At 55.2% G+C, this 17,031-nt stretch carries 20 protein-coding genes; 6 read left to right on the forward strand and 14 right to left on the reverse strand.

Annotated features, from left to right (window positions below):
- Nucleotides 1-12: 12 nt before the first annotated feature.
- From TQ39_RS12565 to TQ39_RS12575, 3 genes are read left to right on the forward strand one after another with little or no spacing between them, the layout of a single operon-like run.
- Entirely contained in the window at nucleotides 13-1,035 is a 1,023-nt protein-coding gene (locus TQ39_RS12565; RefSeq protein WP_050005814.1) for a sensor histidine kinase, read from the forward strand.
- A 20-nt stretch (nucleotides 1,036-1,055) separates the two neighbouring features.
- Nucleotides 1,056-1,721, forward strand: a complete 666-nt coding sequence (locus TQ39_RS12570) for an ABC transporter ATP-binding protein (RefSeq protein WP_050005761.1) — start codon at nucleotides 1,056-1,058, stop codon at nucleotides 1,719-1,721.
- Between the two features lie 13 nt (nucleotides 1,722-1,734).
- Nucleotides 1,735-4,272 carry an ABC transporter permease gene (locus tag TQ39_RS12575; protein WP_050005762.1) on the forward strand — a complete coding sequence of 846 codons (2,538 nt, stop codon included), beginning with the start codon at nucleotides 1,735-1,737 and terminating at the stop codon, nucleotides 4,270-4,272.
- Nucleotides 4,273-4,336: 64 nt separating this feature from the next.
- Here the strand turns inward: TQ39_RS12575 and TQ39_RS12580 are convergent, their stop codons facing one another.
- Entirely contained in the window at nucleotides 4,337-4,651 is a 315-nt protein-coding gene (locus TQ39_RS12580) for a type II toxin-antitoxin system RelE/ParE family toxin (protein WP_050005763.1), read from the reverse strand.
- The gene (locus tag TQ39_RS12585; protein ID WP_082052248.1) at nucleotides 4,632-4,904 is read right to left on the reverse strand and encodes a type II toxin-antitoxin system Phd/YefM family antitoxin; all 273 of its coding nucleotides are present in this window, start codon (nucleotides 4,902-4,904) and stop codon (nucleotides 4,632-4,634) included. The genes TQ39_RS12580 and TQ39_RS12585 overlap by 20 nt, the downstream gene beginning before the upstream one ends.
- Before the next feature lie 181 nt (nucleotides 4,905-5,085).
- Between TQ39_RS12585 and TQ39_RS12590 the strand changes: the two genes are divergently transcribed.
- From TQ39_RS12590 to TQ39_RS12600, 3 genes are read left to right on the forward strand one after another with little or no spacing between them, the layout of a single operon-like run.
- Nucleotides 5,086-5,757 (forward strand): ABC transporter ATP-binding protein, encoded by a 672-nt coding sequence (locus TQ39_RS12590; RefSeq protein WP_050005764.1) that lies wholly within the window; start codon nucleotides 5,086-5,088, stop codon nucleotides 5,755-5,757.
- Between the two features lie 13 nt (nucleotides 5,758-5,770).
- On the forward strand, nucleotides 5,771-8,329 hold the full coding sequence (locus TQ39_RS12595; protein WP_050005765.1) for an ABC transporter permease: 2,559 nt from the start codon (nucleotides 5,771-5,773) through the stop codon (nucleotides 8,327-8,329).
- A gap of 20 nt (nucleotides 8,330-8,349) precedes the next feature.
- Complete coding sequence (locus TQ39_RS12600; RefSeq protein ID WP_050005766.1) at nucleotides 8,350-8,754, forward strand: winged helix-turn-helix domain-containing protein; 405 nt, start codon at nucleotides 8,350-8,352, stop codon at nucleotides 8,752-8,754.
- Between the two features lie 61 nt (nucleotides 8,755-8,815).
- On the opposite strand, the gene TQ39_RS12605 is transcribed toward TQ39_RS12600, so the two are convergent.
- The 12 genes from TQ39_RS12605 to cpaB all read right to left on the reverse strand — a co-directional run bounded on the left by TQ39_RS12605 (nucleotide 8,816) and on the right by cpaB (nucleotide 17,020).
- Nucleotides 8,816-9,304 carry a hypothetical protein gene (locus TQ39_RS12605; RefSeq protein ID WP_050005767.1) on the reverse strand — a complete coding sequence of 163 codons (489 nt, stop codon included), beginning with the start codon at nucleotides 9,302-9,304 and terminating at the stop codon, nucleotides 8,816-8,818.
- The gene (locus TQ39_RS12610) at nucleotides 9,301-10,002 is read right to left on the reverse strand and encodes a hypothetical protein (RefSeq protein ID WP_050005768.1); all 702 of its coding nucleotides are present in this window, start codon (nucleotides 10,000-10,002) and stop codon (nucleotides 9,301-9,303) included. Before TQ39_RS12610 ends, TQ39_RS12605 begins: the two co-directional genes overlap by 4 nt.
- Nucleotides 10,003-10,061: 59 nt before the next feature.
- Nucleotides 10,062-10,637 (reverse strand): sigma-70 family RNA polymerase sigma factor, encoded by a 576-nt coding sequence (locus tag TQ39_RS12615; RefSeq protein WP_050005769.1) that lies wholly within the window; start codon nucleotides 10,635-10,637, stop codon nucleotides 10,062-10,064.
- A 17-nt stretch (nucleotides 10,638-10,654) separates the two neighbouring features.
- Nucleotides 10,655-11,071 carry a zinc-finger-containing protein gene (locus TQ39_RS12620; RefSeq protein WP_050005770.1) on the reverse strand — a complete coding sequence of 139 codons (417 nt, stop codon included), beginning with the start codon at nucleotides 11,069-11,071 and terminating at the stop codon, nucleotides 10,655-10,657.
- A gap of 60 nt (nucleotides 11,072-11,131) precedes the next feature.
- Nucleotides 11,132-11,479, reverse strand: a complete 348-nt coding sequence (locus TQ39_RS12625) for a hypothetical protein (protein WP_242853493.1) — start codon at nucleotides 11,477-11,479, stop codon at nucleotides 11,132-11,134.
- A gap of 86 nt (nucleotides 11,480-11,565) precedes the next feature.
- The gene (locus TQ39_RS12630; RefSeq protein ID WP_050005771.1) at nucleotides 11,566-11,787 is read right to left on the reverse strand and encodes a DUF6133 family protein; all 222 of its coding nucleotides are present in this window, start codon (nucleotides 11,785-11,787) and stop codon (nucleotides 11,566-11,568) included.
- 51 nt (nucleotides 11,788-11,838) lie between these two features.
- On the reverse strand, nucleotides 11,839-11,985 hold the full coding sequence (locus TQ39_RS21260) for a hypothetical protein (RefSeq protein WP_167541535.1): 147 nt from the start codon (nucleotides 11,983-11,985) through the stop codon (nucleotides 11,839-11,841).
- A 192-nt stretch (nucleotides 11,986-12,177) separates the two neighbouring features.
- Nucleotides 12,178-13,056: a hypothetical protein gene (locus TQ39_RS12635; protein ID WP_050005772.1), complete on the reverse strand. Its 879-nt coding sequence runs from the start codon at nucleotides 13,054-13,056 to the stop codon at nucleotides 12,178-12,180.
- Nucleotides 13,053-13,985 (reverse strand): type II secretion system F family protein, encoded by a 933-nt coding sequence (locus TQ39_RS12640; protein ID WP_050005773.1) that lies wholly within the window; start codon nucleotides 13,983-13,985, stop codon nucleotides 13,053-13,055. The genes TQ39_RS12635 and TQ39_RS12640 overlap by 4 nt, the downstream gene beginning before the upstream one ends.
- Nucleotides 13,986-13,988: 3 nt before the next feature.
- On the reverse strand, nucleotides 13,989-15,365 hold the full coding sequence (locus tag TQ39_RS12645) for a CpaF/VirB11 family protein (RefSeq protein ID WP_050005774.1): 1,377 nt from the start codon (nucleotides 15,363-15,365) through the stop codon (nucleotides 13,989-13,991).
- Entirely contained in the window at nucleotides 15,358-16,164 is an 807-nt protein-coding gene (locus tag TQ39_RS12650; protein ID WP_050005775.1) for a CpaE/TadZ family protein, read from the reverse strand. The genes TQ39_RS12645 and TQ39_RS12650 overlap by 8 nt, the downstream gene beginning before the upstream one ends.
- A gap of 19 nt (nucleotides 16,165-16,183) precedes the next feature.
- Nucleotides 16,184-17,020, reverse strand: coding sequence for a Flp pilus assembly protein CpaB (gene cpaB / locus TQ39_RS12655; protein ID WP_050005776.1), 837 nt, complete (start codon nucleotides 17,018-17,020; stop codon nucleotides 16,184-16,186).
- Nucleotides 17,021-17,031: the final 11 nt, after the last annotated feature.

Raw genomic sequence — 17,031 nt, forward strand, 5'->3', positions numbered from 1 at the left:
AGGAGGCAAGTCATGAAGCAGCGTTGGATGAGCGTCCTGCGTGTGGGAATGGTATTACTCTCGGCTGCATTGTTTGCCGCCCTGGTGTGGGTATTGTGGCAGACGGTTCCCCGGGCATCGGTGCGCTACGGAATTTTGGCCCTGTGTGTAGCCATCTTCCTGGTGGTTGGCCTATGGGCTTGGTATCAACGACGGCAGGTATCGTTGTTTGCCGACGACCTGTGCGAGACACTGGATGCGCTCATGTCCGGCCGGGCGGTGGAGGGCTATCAGCCCTACGAGGACAGCCTGACCGCAAAGGTGCAAGGCAAGCTGATGCAGTATTTTGACATTATGAGTGAGGGCAAGCGTCAGAGCCAGCGGGACAAAGAGACTGTTCAAAGTCTGGTGAGCGACATATCCCACCAGGTCAAGACGCCCATTGCCAACATCAAGATGTTCACCGGCATCCTGCGGGGCCACAATCTACCGTCGGAGAAGAGGGCGGAGTTTCTGGCGACGATGGACGGTCAGATTGACAAGCTGGACTTTCTGATGCAGTCGCTCATTAAAATGTCCCGGCTGGAGACCGGAACATTTACCCTACACATGGAGGAAGCCCATCTCTCCGACACCATTGCCCGAGCTATGAGCACTGTATGGGCAAAGGCGGAGGCCAAGGGGATCGACCTGTCGGCAGAATGCGATCCAGCCATCACGGTGCAGCATGATCCGAAATGGACGGCGGAGGCTGTCGGCAACATTCTGGACAACGCCGTGAAATATACTCCGGCAGGCGGCAAAGTAATGGTCACCGTGCGCCCCTGGCAGTTTTACACCCGGGTAGACATTACTGACACTGGAATCGGCATCCCAGAGGAGCACTATAACGATGTGTTCCAGCGGTTCTACCGTGCTCAAGAGGTGGCGGCACAGGAGGGCGTTGGCTTGGGACTGTACCTTGCCAACGGCATCATCATCCGGCAGAAGGGGTATATCAGTGTGAAATCAAAGGTTGGAACAGGCACCACCTTTTCAGTCTATTTATTGAGTTGAGCAAAGTGAGGAATCCACCCATGGACATTGTTACCGTACATAATCTAAAGAAATACTTCGGCAAGGGCGACAGCCTAGTGAAAGCCCTGGACGGCATCGACCTTGCCATTGAAAAAGGGAAATTCACCGCCATCATCGGGGCGTCTGGCTCTGGTAAGACCACGTTGCTGAATATGATCGGCGGCATGGATATCCCCGATGAGGGAGAGATCATCGTGGACGGCGTGAATCTGCGGGGCCTGAAGGAAAAGGAACTGGCCGTGTTCCGCCGCAGCAAGGTAGGCTTTATTTACCAGAACTTCAACCTGGTCCCAACCCTGACCGTGAAGGAGAACATCCTGTTTCCCCTGAGTCTTGCAGGCTCCACCCCGGACGGCGTGTTTTTTGACGAGATTATGGAGCTGCTGCACCTGCACGACCGGCTGAACGCCTATCCGGGGGAACTCTCTGGCGGTGGGCAGCAACGGGTGGCCATTGCCCGCGCCCTGATTGCCAAGCCCTCCATCCTGCTGGCCGATGAGCCTACCGGTAACCTGGACAGCAAAACCGGCCAGAATGTGCTAGGCCTGCTGAAGCTGTCAGTGGAGACCTATCACCAAACCCTGGTGATGATTACCCACAATCTGGAGCTGGCGCAAATGGCTGACCGGGTCATCCGCATCGAGGATGGCCGCCTCCACGACTAAAGGAGGCCGGACCATGTTAGCAAATAACAATCTGAAGGTCTGCTGGACCCTGGCCCGACGGGATTTCTGCTTTCACCGGGTCAAAAATGCGGTGCTTGCCCTGGCGGTGGCTCTGGTGGCGGGGCTCTATACCTTTGTCTTTCTGCTGGGAGGAGCAGTAGAGGGCGCATACCTGCTCAACTACCAGTACACCTACGGCTCCACCAGCCACATTCTTTACACTGGCCTGACGGCGCATCAGGCGGATCTGCTTTCCCAGCATCCCAATGTGAAAAGCACCGTCCGGCTGAGTACGGTGGGCGTCCTGTCCGATCCCATGATGGGCCAGCGGCTGGTGAAGCTGGCGGTGACCGACCAGGACTATGCGGAAACGGTCCTGTCCATCCCCACCACCGGCAGCCTCCCCCAACAGCCCGGAGAGATCGCACTGGACGAGTTTACCATGGGCTCCCTGGGGGTGCTGAAGGAGATCGGCGCGTCGGTAACGCTGGAATGGACGGACGCTGTGGGGCAGACACACACAGACGAGTTTACCCTGTGCGGCTGGTGGGCAAGTCCCACCAACTTCACCGAGGCCTGCGCCTGGATCACAGCGGATACGGCAAAGGCCCTAGTTCCCGACTACGACAGGGAAACCACCGCCAATCTAACTCTGGGTGTTACCCTGCATCAGCCCCGGAATCTGGAGGCTCAGGCCGCCCAGTTGCTGACGGATCAGGGCTTACCAGAACTGCCCTTTACCACCAACCTGGCCTATAACGATGCCCGGATGGAGGCTGCCAGCCAACAGGCCCAGCCCTACTACGCCCCGGCGCTTCTGGTCCTTCTGTGCGGCTTTCTGATGGTCTTTGCCATTGTGCAGGTGACCGCCCAGCAGGATCGGACCTGGCTGGCCGGGCTGAAAGCCCTGGGCCTGACGCCCCGCCAGCTGCGGCGCTATCTGTTGGAAAAGGGGATTGCGGTGACGGCGCTGGGCCTGATTCCCGGCTTCCTGATTGGGTTTGGGCTGGACCTTGCCATCACGCCCCGGGTGGTGGTGGGCATGGAGCAGAACCCGGCCTTCTATTTCCTCAGTTGGATTCCCTTTGTGTTGGCGGCCCTGTGTACCCTTGGCACTGTGCTGCTGGCCTATCTTTTGCCCGCCTGGCGTCTGTCCCGGATGACGCCGGCGCAGACCATGCGGGAGAATACGCCCCGCATCGGTCACAGCATCGGTTCGGACAATGGAATGGTGACGCTGCCCCGGCTGGCCCTGCGGATTTTGGGTCAGAGCAAGGGCCGCGGGGCCCTTGCCGTGCTGATCATGCTCCTGGCGGTGCTGCTGCTGACCGATATTCGGATGCAGTATGTGAGTTTACAGGAGGATCTGTACCTCTCCGCTTTCTCCCCCTGGGATTACTCCATTGCGGACGCCTCGGCGGCCACCAGTTACCAGCGGTACAACGAACGCAACCAGGGGATTCCCCAGGAGATGGTGGACGAATTGAAAACGCGCCCGGAGGTCACTTCGGTGAGCGCCTTGAAAAGCCGGGAGGTCACTCTGACGGCAGACGATACCCTGCACCAGAGGGTGGTGGACTACTACAACCAGCCCTACGATGAGACCATGACTCTGAAGGAGTCACAGGCCGCTTACCCGGATTGGATGGAAGGCCTGGATCGGTTTACCGAGAGTGGAGACTATACCGCTGTTGTAGTGGGCCTGGATGGAGCATATCTTCGCTATATTCTGGAATACTGTCCCTTCACCAGCGGCAGCTTTGACCAGACGGCATTCGAGAGCGGGGACTCTGTGATCGCCGGAGGGGTGAATTACGATGGCGTTTCCTGTCTGGAAGCGGGGGAGACCCTGCAACTGGGCGAGAAAACCTTCACTGTGATGGGGTCGCTGATGCACGACAACACCTATCTGGAGGGAAGCAACAGCCCGGAGGCTTCCTTTACTTTCTACTATCTGGTGCCCCTGTCTGTTTTTGATGAACTGTTCCCCGGTCAGTGCTACCGGCAGCTGGCGGTAGACATCGACCACAGCCAGCAGGCGCCCTTCGAGGCGTTTCTGAATCAATATGAGCAGGGCGTCAACCGGGGCATCAGCATCACCCTGCGAAGTGACTACCAGGAGAACTTTGAGAATTCGCGTCTCAACATGGTGCTGATCATCGGCATGGTGGGCGCGGTCCTGCTGGGCATCGCCGTGCTGAACTTTATCAACCTGCTGGTGACCCAGACGGTGAGCCGCCGGAAAGAGTTCGCTGTCTATCAGAGCCTCGGCATGACACTGGGCCAGCTGCGCAGGCTGGTTTTGCTGGAGGGCGCCGTTTCCGCCGCAGGAATGGCGGCGGTGTTGATCCCGGCCACGCTCACCTTTGCCCTATGGGTGATGCCCGGAGTCATTGCGGAGACCTCCTGGGTGGCCGTCTACACCTTTGATGTGCTGCCCCTTTGGGTAATCCTTCCGGTGGTAGCAGTGCTGGCGCTGGCTACGCCGTTCCTCTGCCTGGGATTTGTCACCAAAGGCACCATCCAGGAGCGGCTGGGCACCGTGGAGTAAATCAAGAATTAAGCAACACAACAGCGCCCCTGTCCTCATGTATGATGGACAGGGGCGCTGTTCCTTAGATATGATCTTTCCACTTCCTGCGGCTATACAAAATCCTGCGGACTTCCATGGTGTTTCCGATTACCACATAGAAAACGGTGAAATTACGGACCTGAATCCGATAGTAAGGATGCTGGCGCTCCCGGGAGGAATGGTACGGTTCAAAAGATTCCGCACAGGAGAGTCGCTCCAGAATCGCATTTTCCACATCATCGACCAGCCGCTCAGCCGCTGCGGGATTCCGCAGCCGATAGGTGATATAGTCCACAATTTCACTCAGATCTTCTTCAAAGAGCGGAAGGATGCTTAGTTTATAGTGCTTTCCGTTCACGGATACGCCTCCTTACCCGACCAAAAACCTCGTCGGCAGAATAGCGGGTATCGGAGAGGTCAGCGGCGCGATCCGCCTCGTCCAAAGCAAGCTCCACATCATTGGTCAGCTGTTCGTATTGCTCCAGACTGAGCAGTACCATGGAGCCATAACCGTTTTTCGTGAGGAAAACCGGCTCGCCCTTGGACAAAACATCCTCCTCTACTTCAGAGAAGTGATTTCGCAAATCCGAGATGGGACGAATATTCAGCATACAATCGCCTCCTTTATGGCATAATTTTATCATAATTTTATCTTGAAAGCAAGAGCTTTCTGCGCTTCCCCTCGTATGTTACAAAACTGTACCTTTGCTGTACCTGAAATGAGACATTCTTCTGCTATGCTAAGAGCAAAGAGAAGGAGAGACTTCTCAAGCAAAGAAGGAGGAACCTCGTATGGAGACGATTTTGCAGGCCCGCGGGCTGAAGAAATACTATGGCAAAGGAGAAACAGAGGTCCATGCTCTGGATGGGGTGGATCTGGACATCGAGCGGGGCAAGTTTACCGCCATCATCGGCACATCCGGCTCCGGCAAGTCTACATTGCTGAATATGCTGGGCGGTCTGGATACCCCTACGGCGGGGAGCGTTAAAGTGGGAAATACTGACCTCGCCAAGTTGAATAGTGAGCAGGCCACCATCTTCCGCCGCAAGCAGATTGGTTTTATCTTCCAAAACTATAATCTGGTGCCAGTGTTCAGTGTGTGGGAGAACATCATTTTCCCCATCTCTCTGGATGGCCGTAAGCCGGACAAGAAGTTCATTATGGGGATCGTGAAACTGCTGGGGCTGGAGAAGAAGCTGGACAGTCTGCCCAACAACCTTTCCGGCGGACAACAGCAGCGGGTGGCGATTGCCCGTGCCCTGGCCAGCAAGCCTTCCATCATTCTGGCTGATGAGCCTACCGGCAACCTGGACAGCAAAACCAGTGACGACGTGATTGGCCTTTTGAAAATGACCAGCCAGGAATTTGACCAGACCATTGTGATGATTACCCACAACCCAGAGATCGCCGCCATGGCAGACCATGTGATCCGCATCGAGGACGGGCGGATTGCAGCACAGTGAGGGGGTGGGCAGCATGAAAAAGCAAAATATCTTTCGTCCCATCCCAGTGTTGACAAGGCGAATGTTCCATACCAACCGGGGCCGGAATTTGGTGGCGATTCTGGCGATTCTGCTGACCACCATGATGTTTGCCACCCTGTTCACCCTAACCCAAAGCATGAGCCGTAATCTGGTGGAGATGACCTTCCGCCAGACTGGCTATGATGCACAGGCATCTTTGCGCGGGCTGTCGGAGGAACAGGCCGACCTGATTGATGGACACCCGGATGTGGAGGAGTTGGGCCGCAGTATTGTACTGGGACCGGCAGAAAACCGGGGACTCGCTGGGCAGTCGGTGGAAATTCGATGGGCCAACGATGCCTATGCCGAGCACTCCTTCGCTGCCCCCACCACCGGGCAAATGCCCCAGGCGGTGGATGAGATCGCCTTGGACACCATGACGCTGGACCGGCTGGGCATCCCCCACGAACTGGGCCAGGCCGTCACTCTGGAGTGGCGTAAGGACCTGAACAGCGACGAAGTGACCACCGCTGACTTTACCCTCTGTGGATTCTGGGAGGGCAATGCGTCCAGTTATTCCTCCATGGCCTGGGTGAGCCGGGCCTATGCCGATGAAATGACTGGCGGCATCATCTCCACCGATGAAGGCCAGGTGCTGGGCCTCTATATGGTACAGGTCAATCTGATCAGCGACCAGAACATTGAGACCACCATGGACCGCATTCTGGCAGATACCGGCCTCACTGGTCTGGAATACAATGTAAATCTGGCCTACACCCCGGAGATGGGGGCTATGGCCGCACAGGAGAGTCTGCCCATGTATCTGGGCATGGCATTGGTGTTCCTGGCTGGGTATTTAATTATCTATAACATCTTCCAGATCAGCGTTACTGCCGATGTGCAGTTTTACGGCAAACTGAAAACCCTGGGAACCACCACCAGGCAACTGAAGAAACTGATTTACGGCCAAGCGAATCGACTCTGTATCTTTGGGATTCCTCTGGGCCTGATTCTGGGCTGGTTACTGGGCGCTCAGCTGGTTCCTGTCCTGATGGGCTCCGCGGTGGGGGAAACGGTAGTATCCATCAGCCCCGTGATTTTTATCGGCTCTGCACTGTTTGCCTGGGTGACGGTGTTAATCTCCTGCCTGCGGCCTGCTAGGCTGGCGGGAAAGGTGTCGCCCATTGAGGCGTTGCGCATGAGCGATGCCGACGGCGCCAGCAAAAAGAAACACAAGCGTCATCTCGGTACTGCGTCCATTCTTTCCATGTCCTGGGCGAATCTATGGCGCAACAAAAAGCGTACTATCACGGTAATCTGCTCTCTGACCCTGGGACTGGTACTCCTGAGCAGCTTCTATTCCAAGAATGCCGCCTTTGATATGGACAAATATCTGGCCGACCTGATTCTGGCCGATTTTGAACTGTCCGATGCCACCAGCGAGGACTATATCAACAATTACGATCCCCACGGCACCACTCTGAATGATTCCTTGGTGGTACAGATGGAGAGCCAGGAGGGAGTGGAGACCGCCGGACACCTTTATTCTGCCCAAATCGATTGGCAGATGGACGCAGGCACCCTGGAAAATGTGGCAGCTTTCTATACAGAGGATAAGCTGGCCGATTGGGAGACCTACGACACCGCCGGTGCGCAGGCGCTACGGGATACGCTGGAAACTGGGGAGGGCTCTGCCATTCTGTACGGCTTGGACGGTATTCCCTTGGAGGCCATCACCCAGGAGCAGTATGTGATAGAGGGCAGTTTTGACGCTGAGGATTTCGCCAGTGGGAATTATATCCTTGCCGTAGGGCCCAGTGTAGAACTGGAAACGGAATATCCTGTGCTGCCGGTTCCCTCGGCTGGAAGCGCCGTGGAATTAAATGGCCGTGCCTATACAGTGATGGCGGTGGTATACCCGTTGAATCCGGTGACCGGGCTGCCGGTGCAGCAGGGGGCAGGCAACAAGTTCAATCTGAGCTTCATCCTCCCCGCTGAGACCTTTCGGGAGCAATGGCCGGATCACACCCTCCGAAAACTGTTCCTGAATGTGGACGATGCACATATCGACACGGTGCAGGGATTCTTGGACGATTATATGGATACCACCGATCCCAGCCTGCCAGTGGCGTCCCGTCAGTCTATGGCGCAGCAATATGAGGAGCAAACCCGTTCCTCTGCTGTGATGGGCAACGCGATCAGTGTGGTAATTGCCCTGGTGGGCGTGCTGAACTTCATCAATTCCATGGTGACAGCTATTGTCTCCCGCAAGCGGGAGTTTGCGGTAATTCAGAGTGTGGGTATGACAAAGAAACAGCTCAATCGGATGCTGGTGGGCGAGGGACTGCTCTATGCGGCATTGACTTTGGCGGCATCATATCTGCTCAGCAGCCTGGCTGTAGGAGTGGTGGTTCGGGCCATGGTGGAGGGCGGATTTACCACCTTCCGCTTTACGCTGCTGCCTCTGGTTCTCTGTACACCTGTCCTGCTGATCTTCGCTGTGCTGATCCCGTATCTGTGCTTCCGCAATCTGGAAAAACACAGCATTGTGGAGCGTCTGCGGATGGAGTAAAGTCATCGTGAGGTGTTGCTTTGGGAAAACTTATAATACTGTCTTTCAGTGATGATGAAGAGAAAGCTTTAGAAGAACTTATTTCTGGACTTTCCGCAATTTCGGGTTTTTCTACACTGTCAGCCTCCGAAGATGCGCCACTATTGATGAATTCATTAGAAATTTACCCTCAGCAACACTTGGTACGGCTGTTTGGTATGCCCGTTAAGCTGACCCCAATGGAGTTCGATATTCTGCTTTTGTTGGCTCGCCGACCGGGTCAGGTGTTTTCCGCTCGCCAGATTTACGAATTCGTTGCAGCAGAGTCTTTTGACACCAGTTGGACCGGAATCTCCAGTATGATCTATAAGCTCCGCCGTAAGTTGGGCGCCGATATTATTGAAACAGTTTGGGGACATGGATACCGGCTGAGAATAAAAAAATAGAGAGATACGGCACTGAAGCTATGACTTTAGTGCCGTATCCCTATTTCTTATTCCGGGGTATTTACTTCCTGCTTTCCATCTCTCCATCAAGGGAAACTGTGTCCTCCAGTGCCTCATATCCCAGGAAATTGTTGGTGGAAAGAGTGGCATCCAGATAGTCGTTGCCGATGGCAGGCCTACTCCCCTTTTGGAAATAAAAACGGTAGCGGGCGCCAATTTGGAATTTGGCGGTTTTGCTCAACAGCAAAGTGCGCTCCGTGCCCAGTTCATCCATCAGATGGATCTTGCGGTAGCGCCGCAGCATGGGCGTGCTGACACCGGTGCAGATTCCTTCCACCACTTCGTATTGGCCCCGGGCGGCGATGCTCCACAGGCTTTTACCCAGTACCAGGGAGGCGACAAAAATAATCCCGCCCAGCGCCAGGAGGATGTGGTCTGCGGTTGCAATGAAGATTACAAGGCTGACCGCAATACTGGCAATGCCGGCCAGATATGTCAGCAGGATCTTGCGCCGCAGGACAAAGGGCATTTGGCTCCATTGGTTTTTCATGTGCTGATCCTCTCAAAAATGATTTGCTGGCGTAAATACAGGTTGGCAACGGCCAGCGTCACGGCCTGGCTGCTTCGGCTGTTTTTCATGATGCTGGCAATATTGTGGCATGTGGTTTCGTTATCACCATACACGGTTTCCATCAAAAACTGTTCATTGGGAAGAACGGTAACATCCTGCTCTATGCACTTGGCGATTTCGGCAGTGGACAGCAGAGCTTGCCGGGCCAGCTGCATAACGCGGGCCTCGTAGTCCGTGCGCCGGTCTTTTCGGAATAGCTTTAGCGCCTGCGCGATAGGGACGCGGTGGCTCAGCACCAGCTTGGCGAAAGAGAGGCACCGCACCAATACAGAGCCGCTGGTTGGAATGATGCCAAGGGAACTCAGCAAATCATATAGTGCATCGTACTCCGTTTCACCGCAGCCAGATACCAGCAGTCCGCGGGTGAGCAGTCGGTTTACGCAGGCATCCCAAGAGCGGGAGACACAATCTCCCAGGGAAGACGCCAGCTTATCGCACTGCAGCGAGATGTCCTCTCGTTTGGAGATTCGCCAGTTCAGGGTGGTCCAAACGACCATCTCCTGCATATCCATCATATAAGGCTGCCCGCCCAGCTGGATGACCGGGCAGGATCGGCCGCAGCTATTTGTCTCCCGCTCCAGACGGCCGATTGCAGTATATAGAATTTTCTGTTCCATTTATCAATGCCTCCTTTTACATATCCTCTACTGCGGAGAGGATGTGGTTTTCAACAAATTTAAAGCAGGCTTTCCAGAAAACGGGGGTCATTGCGCAGTTTAGCGACTGAGCGAGAGATCCACGCCCCCACATGGGAGGGCGGTACATGGTAGAGCTCCGCAATATCCGTGATCCGCATCCCCCGGAGTTTGAGTGCAAGCGCCTCAATGCCGAGGCGGGCCACGCCGTCATAATCCTTCTTACTGGCTTCCAAAAGAGAGAGCGTTTCAATCAGCGATACCTGCGTGTCAAATTGATTGGCTTGCGGGTCTAAGGTGTCCCCGTCTGCCGCCAGTTCTCCGTGTTCTCCAATGACGAGACGGCTGAAGTTCTTGTTTCGCGCACAGATGGCCCGACAGTAAGAGATCAGTCCGTTGCGTACCACTTTTTTGGCATAGGTGGCAAACCGTGCCCGTCCATCGTCCTCATAGGTGGCTGCGGCTTTGCAGAGCCAAATGCAGCCCTCTTGAAAAAGGTCTCCGTATTCCAAACCGCAGATGGTGGGATTGACATGGATGTAATCACAAATGACCCAGTGCACTACCGATAGGTTCTGGGTAACGAGTTCCTGCTGTTGCTTTGTCAGGCTGGTCATGGTTTCACCTCCTCCTGTCATGCTGCCGGCTGAAGGCCATCAAGAGGAGCGGCGGCCTGATGGCAGAGGCGGATCACCTCATCGCACATCCAGTCTGAAAACTGGCCGATGTGAGCCTGCCGGTCGCTCAAACCCAGCTTTGCCTGAAGCCAGATATAGGCCTCCCACTTCTCCATGTGGCGGACCTGCTGCAGATGTTCCAATGCCCGGTGCGCCAAGATACGCTTGTGCCGGAGATCTCCGTTTGCCAGCGTCCCCATAGGCTGATGTGTCCGGTCGTGGGCGCTCACATAGGCGTCACAAGCCGGCCAGCGATCACAGAGATAGAGAAACTTCCCCTGAGACCTACGGTTACAGCCATAAACTACGCTGGCCGGGCGAAGAGACGCGCCGGCGTGGCAGTATGGACATTTGATCTGTTTTTGCTTCGTCATAAAATCATCACCTCCAAAGGCGCACCAAAGACGGCGTAATGGCGTCTTTTCGTGCAAAAATCAACTATCCCGGCCGCATTCGGCTTGCAGGCAAAGCTGCAGGAGCGTACATGCGGCAGGGTCTGGGGCATGCCATTCGATATATTTGGAAAAGGCGGAATCAAAAGCACGGCGGGACAATGTGGCGCTGCACTCGGACGGCTCCACCTCTTCACCGGTCAGGGTGTGAATGGTTTCAGCAGACAGCAGCATGATCTGTCCGCACTCATCTACAGCCAGCAGAAAACCGGCACAGGGAGATGGGCGTCCATCCATACAGCTGTCGCATCCACAGCGAACAAAAATGGCATTGCGCCAGTTTCCGCGGACGGCCCGCAGAAAGGGGTAAATTTTACAGGACGATTTCATCCTCTACCTCCAGTAGTCGTTTTCTGAAAAAATAAAGGCGGGGACCGGTCGTGAAAATCCACAAACCGATCCCCGCCAATAGTGACTTAGCTGAACAGACCCTCGATCTCAGACGTGATCCTCGGAATCACCGTGTCATTGAAAATGAGGGTCAGAGCCGCCAGGAGCAGGGCGCCCAGTACGACGGCGATGATGATCTTGACCGCATCAGAGATGTAAAAATCTCCGCGCTGGTTGGAAAGCGCCATACGTGCCCGGAGGGCCAGGGCGTCTGCCTTGCTGTGGATATGCGTCATAAACTTCTTCATGGAACTACCTCCTGTGAATGTGATATTTGAATTGCGTTTGTCTATGGCCGCTCAGGAACGGCGAATCGGTTTGAGCAGGCCGTTTTTGTTGGAGCGGGGCGTGGCGGGATAAGCCTTCGGTTTCTGGCGCAGAAGCCAGTGGAACCGCTGCCGTTGCCCATCTTCGCTGTTGGGCGGGATATATCGTTTCTTCGTCATGGAGTTCTCCTGTTCAGACGGTAAATGAAAGGCCGGCCTGAGAACAGGCCGGCCTGGATCAAGGGGAGCGCCAGCCGAAAGACCGGCGGTTATGGGAAGCCGCTATAGTACAAGGCATCACCTCCATCAAAGAATCACCCCCGGAGGAGCGGGTATATGTTAAGCCCGTGGCAGAACACGGACGGATACCTGTCAGCCAAAGAACGCGCCAAGAGACCCCATGACCTCTGTGCAAAGCACCACCAAATAGATGATCATAATGCAGATGAGCATCATCATGGAGTACCGCTGGATCTTCTTGGGGCGTTTGGCCGCTTCTTTTTTCAGGTTGTTCTGCTCGATCTGCCGCATATCAAAGCAGATCATCTTAAAGTACATCCGCTGGTCATCGCCGCGCAGCACACCGATCAGGCCACGCACCACATCGGACAACATGGGACTGCCAATACGGGTCTCAAAGTGAATGAGGGCATTTTCATAGTTGCCAGTCTTCATATCGGCAATCGTTTGGTCGAGCTCTGCGCCAAAATCTTTGCCTGCTACCCGACGGTAGGAGGTAAGGATCTTCAGCACATCCCGGTCGTTCTCCAGATTCTGCCCAATCGTCAAGGCAAAGCGGGGAATCTCACCCTCAATGAGCTTACGGCGCTTTTTTACAAAGTCAAAGACACTGTAATAGGTGGAGAACCACAGCGCCACCGCCAGGCCGATCAGAACCGGAACCAGCAGCGGCATGATGAATACCATCAGGATGGAGGTAAGTCCCACGCCGCCGGCTATGACCCATGCTCTGGCCGTGTAGGCCTCCGGCGTCAACTCAAGGCCGGCAATGTCCAGCGCCCGTTGGAGTTTGTTCCGTTTGAGCTTGTCCAGTTTCAGATACGGGGCAATCAGTCCGGCTATTTTTGCGATGTAGACATCCAACAGTTTTTCTGCCTTGGTGCCCTGCTGCTTTCGGGCCAGCATCATCATCCGGGAGGTGCGCTTGGTGGGAATGTCCACGAAAGCGCAGGTCAGATTATAGGTGGCAAAGCCAAAGAAGATGATTGCCACAAGAGCCAGTAGGGTCATGCGCCGTCACCTCCGTATTCAATAGGCTTGCTCAGTTTCATGATCTGTGTCAGCGCAAAAAGGATGATGGCCGCACAAATCGCCAGGGCAATTTTCCCCGGCGTCGTGAAAATGAGGGTATGGAACCAGTCTTCATTCAGGAAATAGAGCAGCGGCACATTGGCGACTACCAGGAACATCATTGTGATAGCTTCCCGGCGCGGCCCCTGCATCATGGCCTCCAGCTCCGACTGCACGACGCGGACATCGGAGAATTTCTGGGCGATGGTGGGCAGCGTGTTCTTCATGGAGCGGTCTGACTGACACTGGATCAGAATGTTGGCCCACTCATGGAATACCCGGTTGGGAATTTTCATCTTGAGGCTATTGATGGCGCTGGTAATATTCGCGTTGATCAGCTCCGCCTCATATACAAACGCCTCGAAGTTGGCCTTTACCGGCTCATTGATATAGGGCAGATTCTCTTTGACCGCCCGAATCAGATCTTCGGTACGCAAATATGAGGTGGTAATGATGGAGATAGCTGTTTCCAGTTCCTCGTTAAGATGCTTTTTATAGCTGGCGGCAGTGCTGCGCAGATACCAAATGGGAGCCAGAGAGAACCCAATGCCCAAAATGGGCACCATATACACATTGTTGATCAGCAGTGCCAGCACGGCGCCCACCGCAAACAGGATAAGGGACAGGCGCTTGACCGACTCATAGCGGTCGGCCCGGCCGGTGCCTTTCAAAATCTGTTTCAACTCATAATCCTGGTTGAAGAATCCTTTGGCCGGCGTTCCCATCAGAACATTCAGTTCATCCGTCAGGGTGGCCGCCTTGCGCTGAGAGCGGAACAGAGCGTCAATGAAGTCGCCCGGCCGGACTCGGAACAGAGCCAGGAGGCCTGCGCTGATGAGCGCAAAGCAGATAATGTAGATCCACTGCAACCTTTAATCCACCTCCTTCGGGGGCTGCATGAACTCCTGGAGCTCTTTGTTGGAAATGCCGTTGTCCAGCAGCCGTTTCTTTAAGGCGTCGGAGATCAGACCCATTTTCCGATGGTGTCCCACCACACGGACTTCTCCGTTCTGGTCAGTTACATTGTCCTCTACCTCAAATTTGTAGAGAGTATGGGAGATCAACTGCCCATCCCGGAAATCTTCACCCTCTAAAATCTCCATGATTTTTCGGGAGCGGTCCTCCAGCTGTTTGGTAAACACCACGATGGGATAGGCCTCTACCATGATCTCCATGAGTACCGCGTCATCCATGCTGTATTTCCGTTTGGCCAGCGTCATCATACGGCGGTAAGTGCTGTTGCAGGAGTTGGAATGGATGGTGGTGCAGACCGTGTGGCCGGTCCGGGAGCTTTCAGCGGCTGAAAGGCTTTCTGCGGCAGACCGCATTTCGCCGACACCGATAACATTGGGATGCTTGCGTAATACCCGCTCCAAAAGGAAGTCCTGGTTGATGTTCAGCGCCGGATTTTCACTGGGGCGGGTCAGCAGGTGGATGACTGAATTCAGAATCTTCCCGTTTTCGTCCCGCTTGACCAGATCGAACTCACGGCTGCCTTCCTCTATGGTGATCAGGCGCTGGTTGTTGGGTACATTGGAGAGCAGCCAGGCCATGATGGTGGTTTTACCGGAACCGGTGGAACCGGCGATGCACACGCTGACGCCATACCGGATGCAGGCCATCAGAAAATGGAGCATTTCGGCCGTGGCGCTTCCGGAGTCCAGCAGCTTCTGCTCAGAGACCGTCTGCTGGTTGACGATACGGATGGAGGCGTTGATCCCCACATCCGGGTCCACAATCGGCGTTTTATCCACAGAGATACGGATATTCTTGTCCAGAAAGCCCACCACACTGGGCATGGTGTCGTCGATGACCATGCCGCAGGCGTTGAGCATACGGCGCACCACATCAATGGCGTGCTGGGGAGAACTGAATTTGTCCGGGATTTTGATGCTGCGCCCGCCGGCCTCGATCACCTCGATGTCGTTGTATGCGTTGATGTTAACTTCCTCGATGCCAGGGCGGTAGATCCATTTTTTCAAGAAGGAGTACCCCGCCATGTCCTCATACAGCTTTTCGCACAGCTCCTCAGAGCTCAGTCCCTCAATGGCATATTTCCGCTTGACAATGTACTGCACCATCAGCTCTTTCAGCAGAGTGGTGGCCCGTTCGGCGTTGCCCTCACCGGCCTCGGCAATGGTGGAGGCATGATTCTCAGCAAAATACCGCTGCACATCCTCCAGCACCTGGTCATAGGTCAGGTCTTGGTTGGCCGCCGGTGCGAAGAATATATCGTTGAGATTATTCATCGGAATCGTCCTCCTCAAATTCGTCCACGTCATCGGGATCTTCCTCAACGGCCTGCTCCGCCAGTTCCATCTGCTCCAGCGCATCCAGCACCTTGTTGAGCGAGGCGGTGTACTTGGGATTGCAGTATTTGATGGCTTGGAACATTCCGCCTTCCGTGGCACAGCGGTCGATCTCTTTGCCGTAGGGCAGGAGTCCGTTGAAACCGCCGATGATATAGCCCATCTCATCCAGAGCGTGGAAAGGCCGGGCCATGCCGGCGAAGGTCATGTGCTGCTCATAGTGGAAACGTCCGTCTACCAGCAGAGGCTGGTGAGCCTTCAAGTAATTGACGCCTTTCAAGTCGGGCGTCAGGATGCGGATCACCAGATCGCCGGCTTCAATGGCCGCAGGGGTAAACACATTCGTCATGTTGGAACCGCAGTCCAGGATTACGAAATCAACCAGCTTGGCGGCGGCATTGATCAGTTGGAGCACCATCCCGTACTTGGTTTCAGGATAGCTGAGCGGGTTCTCACCTGCAGAATAGCCCATCAGGCCGATGAACGGATAGCTTTTGAGAACCGTGACATGACTTGCGACAAGCGTGGTGTCGATCTCCACGCTGCTCAGGACCTGCCCCACAGAGGCGTTGGTCTGAATGATCTGCTCCGGAAGCCAGACAGGGAGCATGGGTACGCTGATCTCCGCATTGATGATGATGGCCTTCCGCTTGTCTCGCGTAAGGGCTTTTGCCAGGATGCACGAGAACATGCTTTTCCCGCTCCCAGGACTGCCCCAGACGGTAATGACTTTTCCCATAGGTTAGACCTCCTTTCCGTTACTCCGCCGGCTGGCTGCCATCTTCGGGAACCGTTTCAGCGCCATTGTCCTCAGCGGGCGATGCGTTTTCCCCATCCGCGTTTTCATCGGCTTCAGCACCTTCTTCTGTCAGCGTCTCAGGGAAATAGATCTCCTGGAGGGTCCTGTCCTGCTCAGCCAGCAGTTCTTCAGCCAGCTGGTCATTGTTACGGGAGATCAGCGCCACATGGGCCACGCCGTCATTCTCCAGCTCGGTGATGATCCGCGCCTGCTCCGGACTTGCCAGCACTGTGATGGTGGCGGACTGCTGCGGCTCCTCGTCCTCAGTGGGTTCTTTTGCATTGTCCACATTGATGCCGTCGGAATCGGTAACAGAGAGGACCTTGACAAAACGCAGTTCAGGAACTTCCTCCGCGGTTTCCAGGAAATGATAGATACGGATGATGTCATTGGGCTGCAGCTTGTCAGACAGGCCGGAGGCCAGTGTTTTTACAGTCAGCGAGATCGCTACCTTTCCGGAAGGGATATCGTTGAGCGCCACATCGGAGGATACCGGTACGGTGCTGACTTTGCTTGTGAGGATGTAGTCTCCCGCAGCCAAGTCAGCGGTTACATACAGCCCCTCCACGTCGTCCAAGCTGTGGGCTACATTGGAGGGGAGGTTATACCCGCCCACTTCCACGACTTCGGCATTGTCGCCGGTGATCTGCTCACCCTTCAGCACAGGCTGGGTGATGCGGACGATCTCCGTTTTACCATTGGTCTGCCGGGCGATGGTGGGGAGGGCCACAAACGCAATGACTGCCGCCAAAACCAGGGACAAAATACCGAAGATAAATCGGTTGTTGAGTTTCATAAGCATATTCT

The organism is Ruthenibacterium lactatiformans (assembly GCF_000949455.1).
GTDB lineage: Bacteria > Bacillota > Clostridia > Oscillospirales > Ruminococcaceae > Ruthenibacterium > Ruthenibacterium lactatiformans.

Bases quoted from the DNA above. Each gene is read 5' to 3' on its own strand.
- TQ39_RS12565 (WP_050005814.1), top strand. From the start codon at position 13: ATGAAGCAGCGTTGGATGAGCGTCCTGCGTGTGGGAATGGTATTACTC.
- TQ39_RS12570 (WP_050005761.1), top strand. From the start codon at position 1,056: ATGGACATTGTTACCGTACATAATCTAAAGAAATACTTCGGCAAGGGC.
- TQ39_RS12575 (WP_050005762.1), top strand. From the start codon at position 1,735: ATGTTAGCAAATAACAATCTGAAGGTCTGCTGGACCCTGGCCCGACGG.
- TQ39_RS12585 (WP_082052248.1), bottom strand. From the start codon at position 4,904: ATGCTGAATATTCGTCCCATCTCGGATTTGCGAAATCACTTCTCTGAA.
- TQ39_RS12590 (WP_050005764.1), top strand. From the start codon at position 5,086: ATGGAGACGATTTTGCAGGCCCGCGGGCTGAAGAAATACTATGGCAAA.
- TQ39_RS12595 (WP_050005765.1), top strand. From the start codon at position 5,771: ATGAAAAAGCAAAATATCTTTCGTCCCATCCCAGTGTTGACAAGGCGA.
- TQ39_RS12605 (WP_050005767.1), bottom strand. From the start codon at position 9,304: ATGAAAAACCAATGGAGCCAAATGCCCTTTGTCCTGCGGCGCAAGATC.
- TQ39_RS12610 (WP_050005768.1), bottom strand. From the start codon at position 10,002: ATGGAACAGAAAATTCTATATACTGCAATCGGCCGTCTGGAGCGGGAG.
- TQ39_RS12615 (WP_050005769.1), bottom strand. From the start codon at position 10,637: ATGACCAGCCTGACAAAGCAACAGCAGGAACTCGTTACCCAGAACCTA.
- TQ39_RS12620 (WP_050005770.1), bottom strand. From the start codon at position 11,071: ATGACGAAGCAAAAACAGATCAAATGTCCATACTGCCACGCCGGCGCG.
- TQ39_RS12625 (WP_242853493.1), bottom strand. From the start codon at position 11,479: ATGAAATCGTCCTGTAAAATTTACCCCTTTCTGCGGGCCGTCCGCGGA.
- TQ39_RS12630 (WP_050005771.1), bottom strand. From the start codon at position 11,787: ATGAAGAAGTTTATGACGCATATCCACAGCAAGGCAGACGCCCTGGCC.
- TQ39_RS21260 (WP_167541535.1), bottom strand. From the start codon at position 11,985: ATGACGAAGAAACGATATATCCCGCCCAACAGCGAAGATGGGCAACGG.
- TQ39_RS12635 (WP_050005772.1), bottom strand. From the start codon at position 13,056: ATGACCCTACTGGCTCTTGTGGCAATCATCTTCTTTGGCTTTGCCACC.
- TQ39_RS12645 (WP_050005774.1), bottom strand. From the start codon at position 15,365: ATGAATAATCTCAACGATATATTCTTCGCACCGGCGGCCAACCAAGAC.
- TQ39_RS12650 (WP_050005775.1), bottom strand. From the start codon at position 16,164: ATGGGAAAAGTCATTACCGTCTGGGGCAGTCCTGGGAGCGGGAAAAGC.
- cpaB (WP_050005776.1), bottom strand. From the start codon at position 17,020: ATGAAACTCAACAACCGATTTATCTTCGGTATTTTGTCCCTGGTTTTG.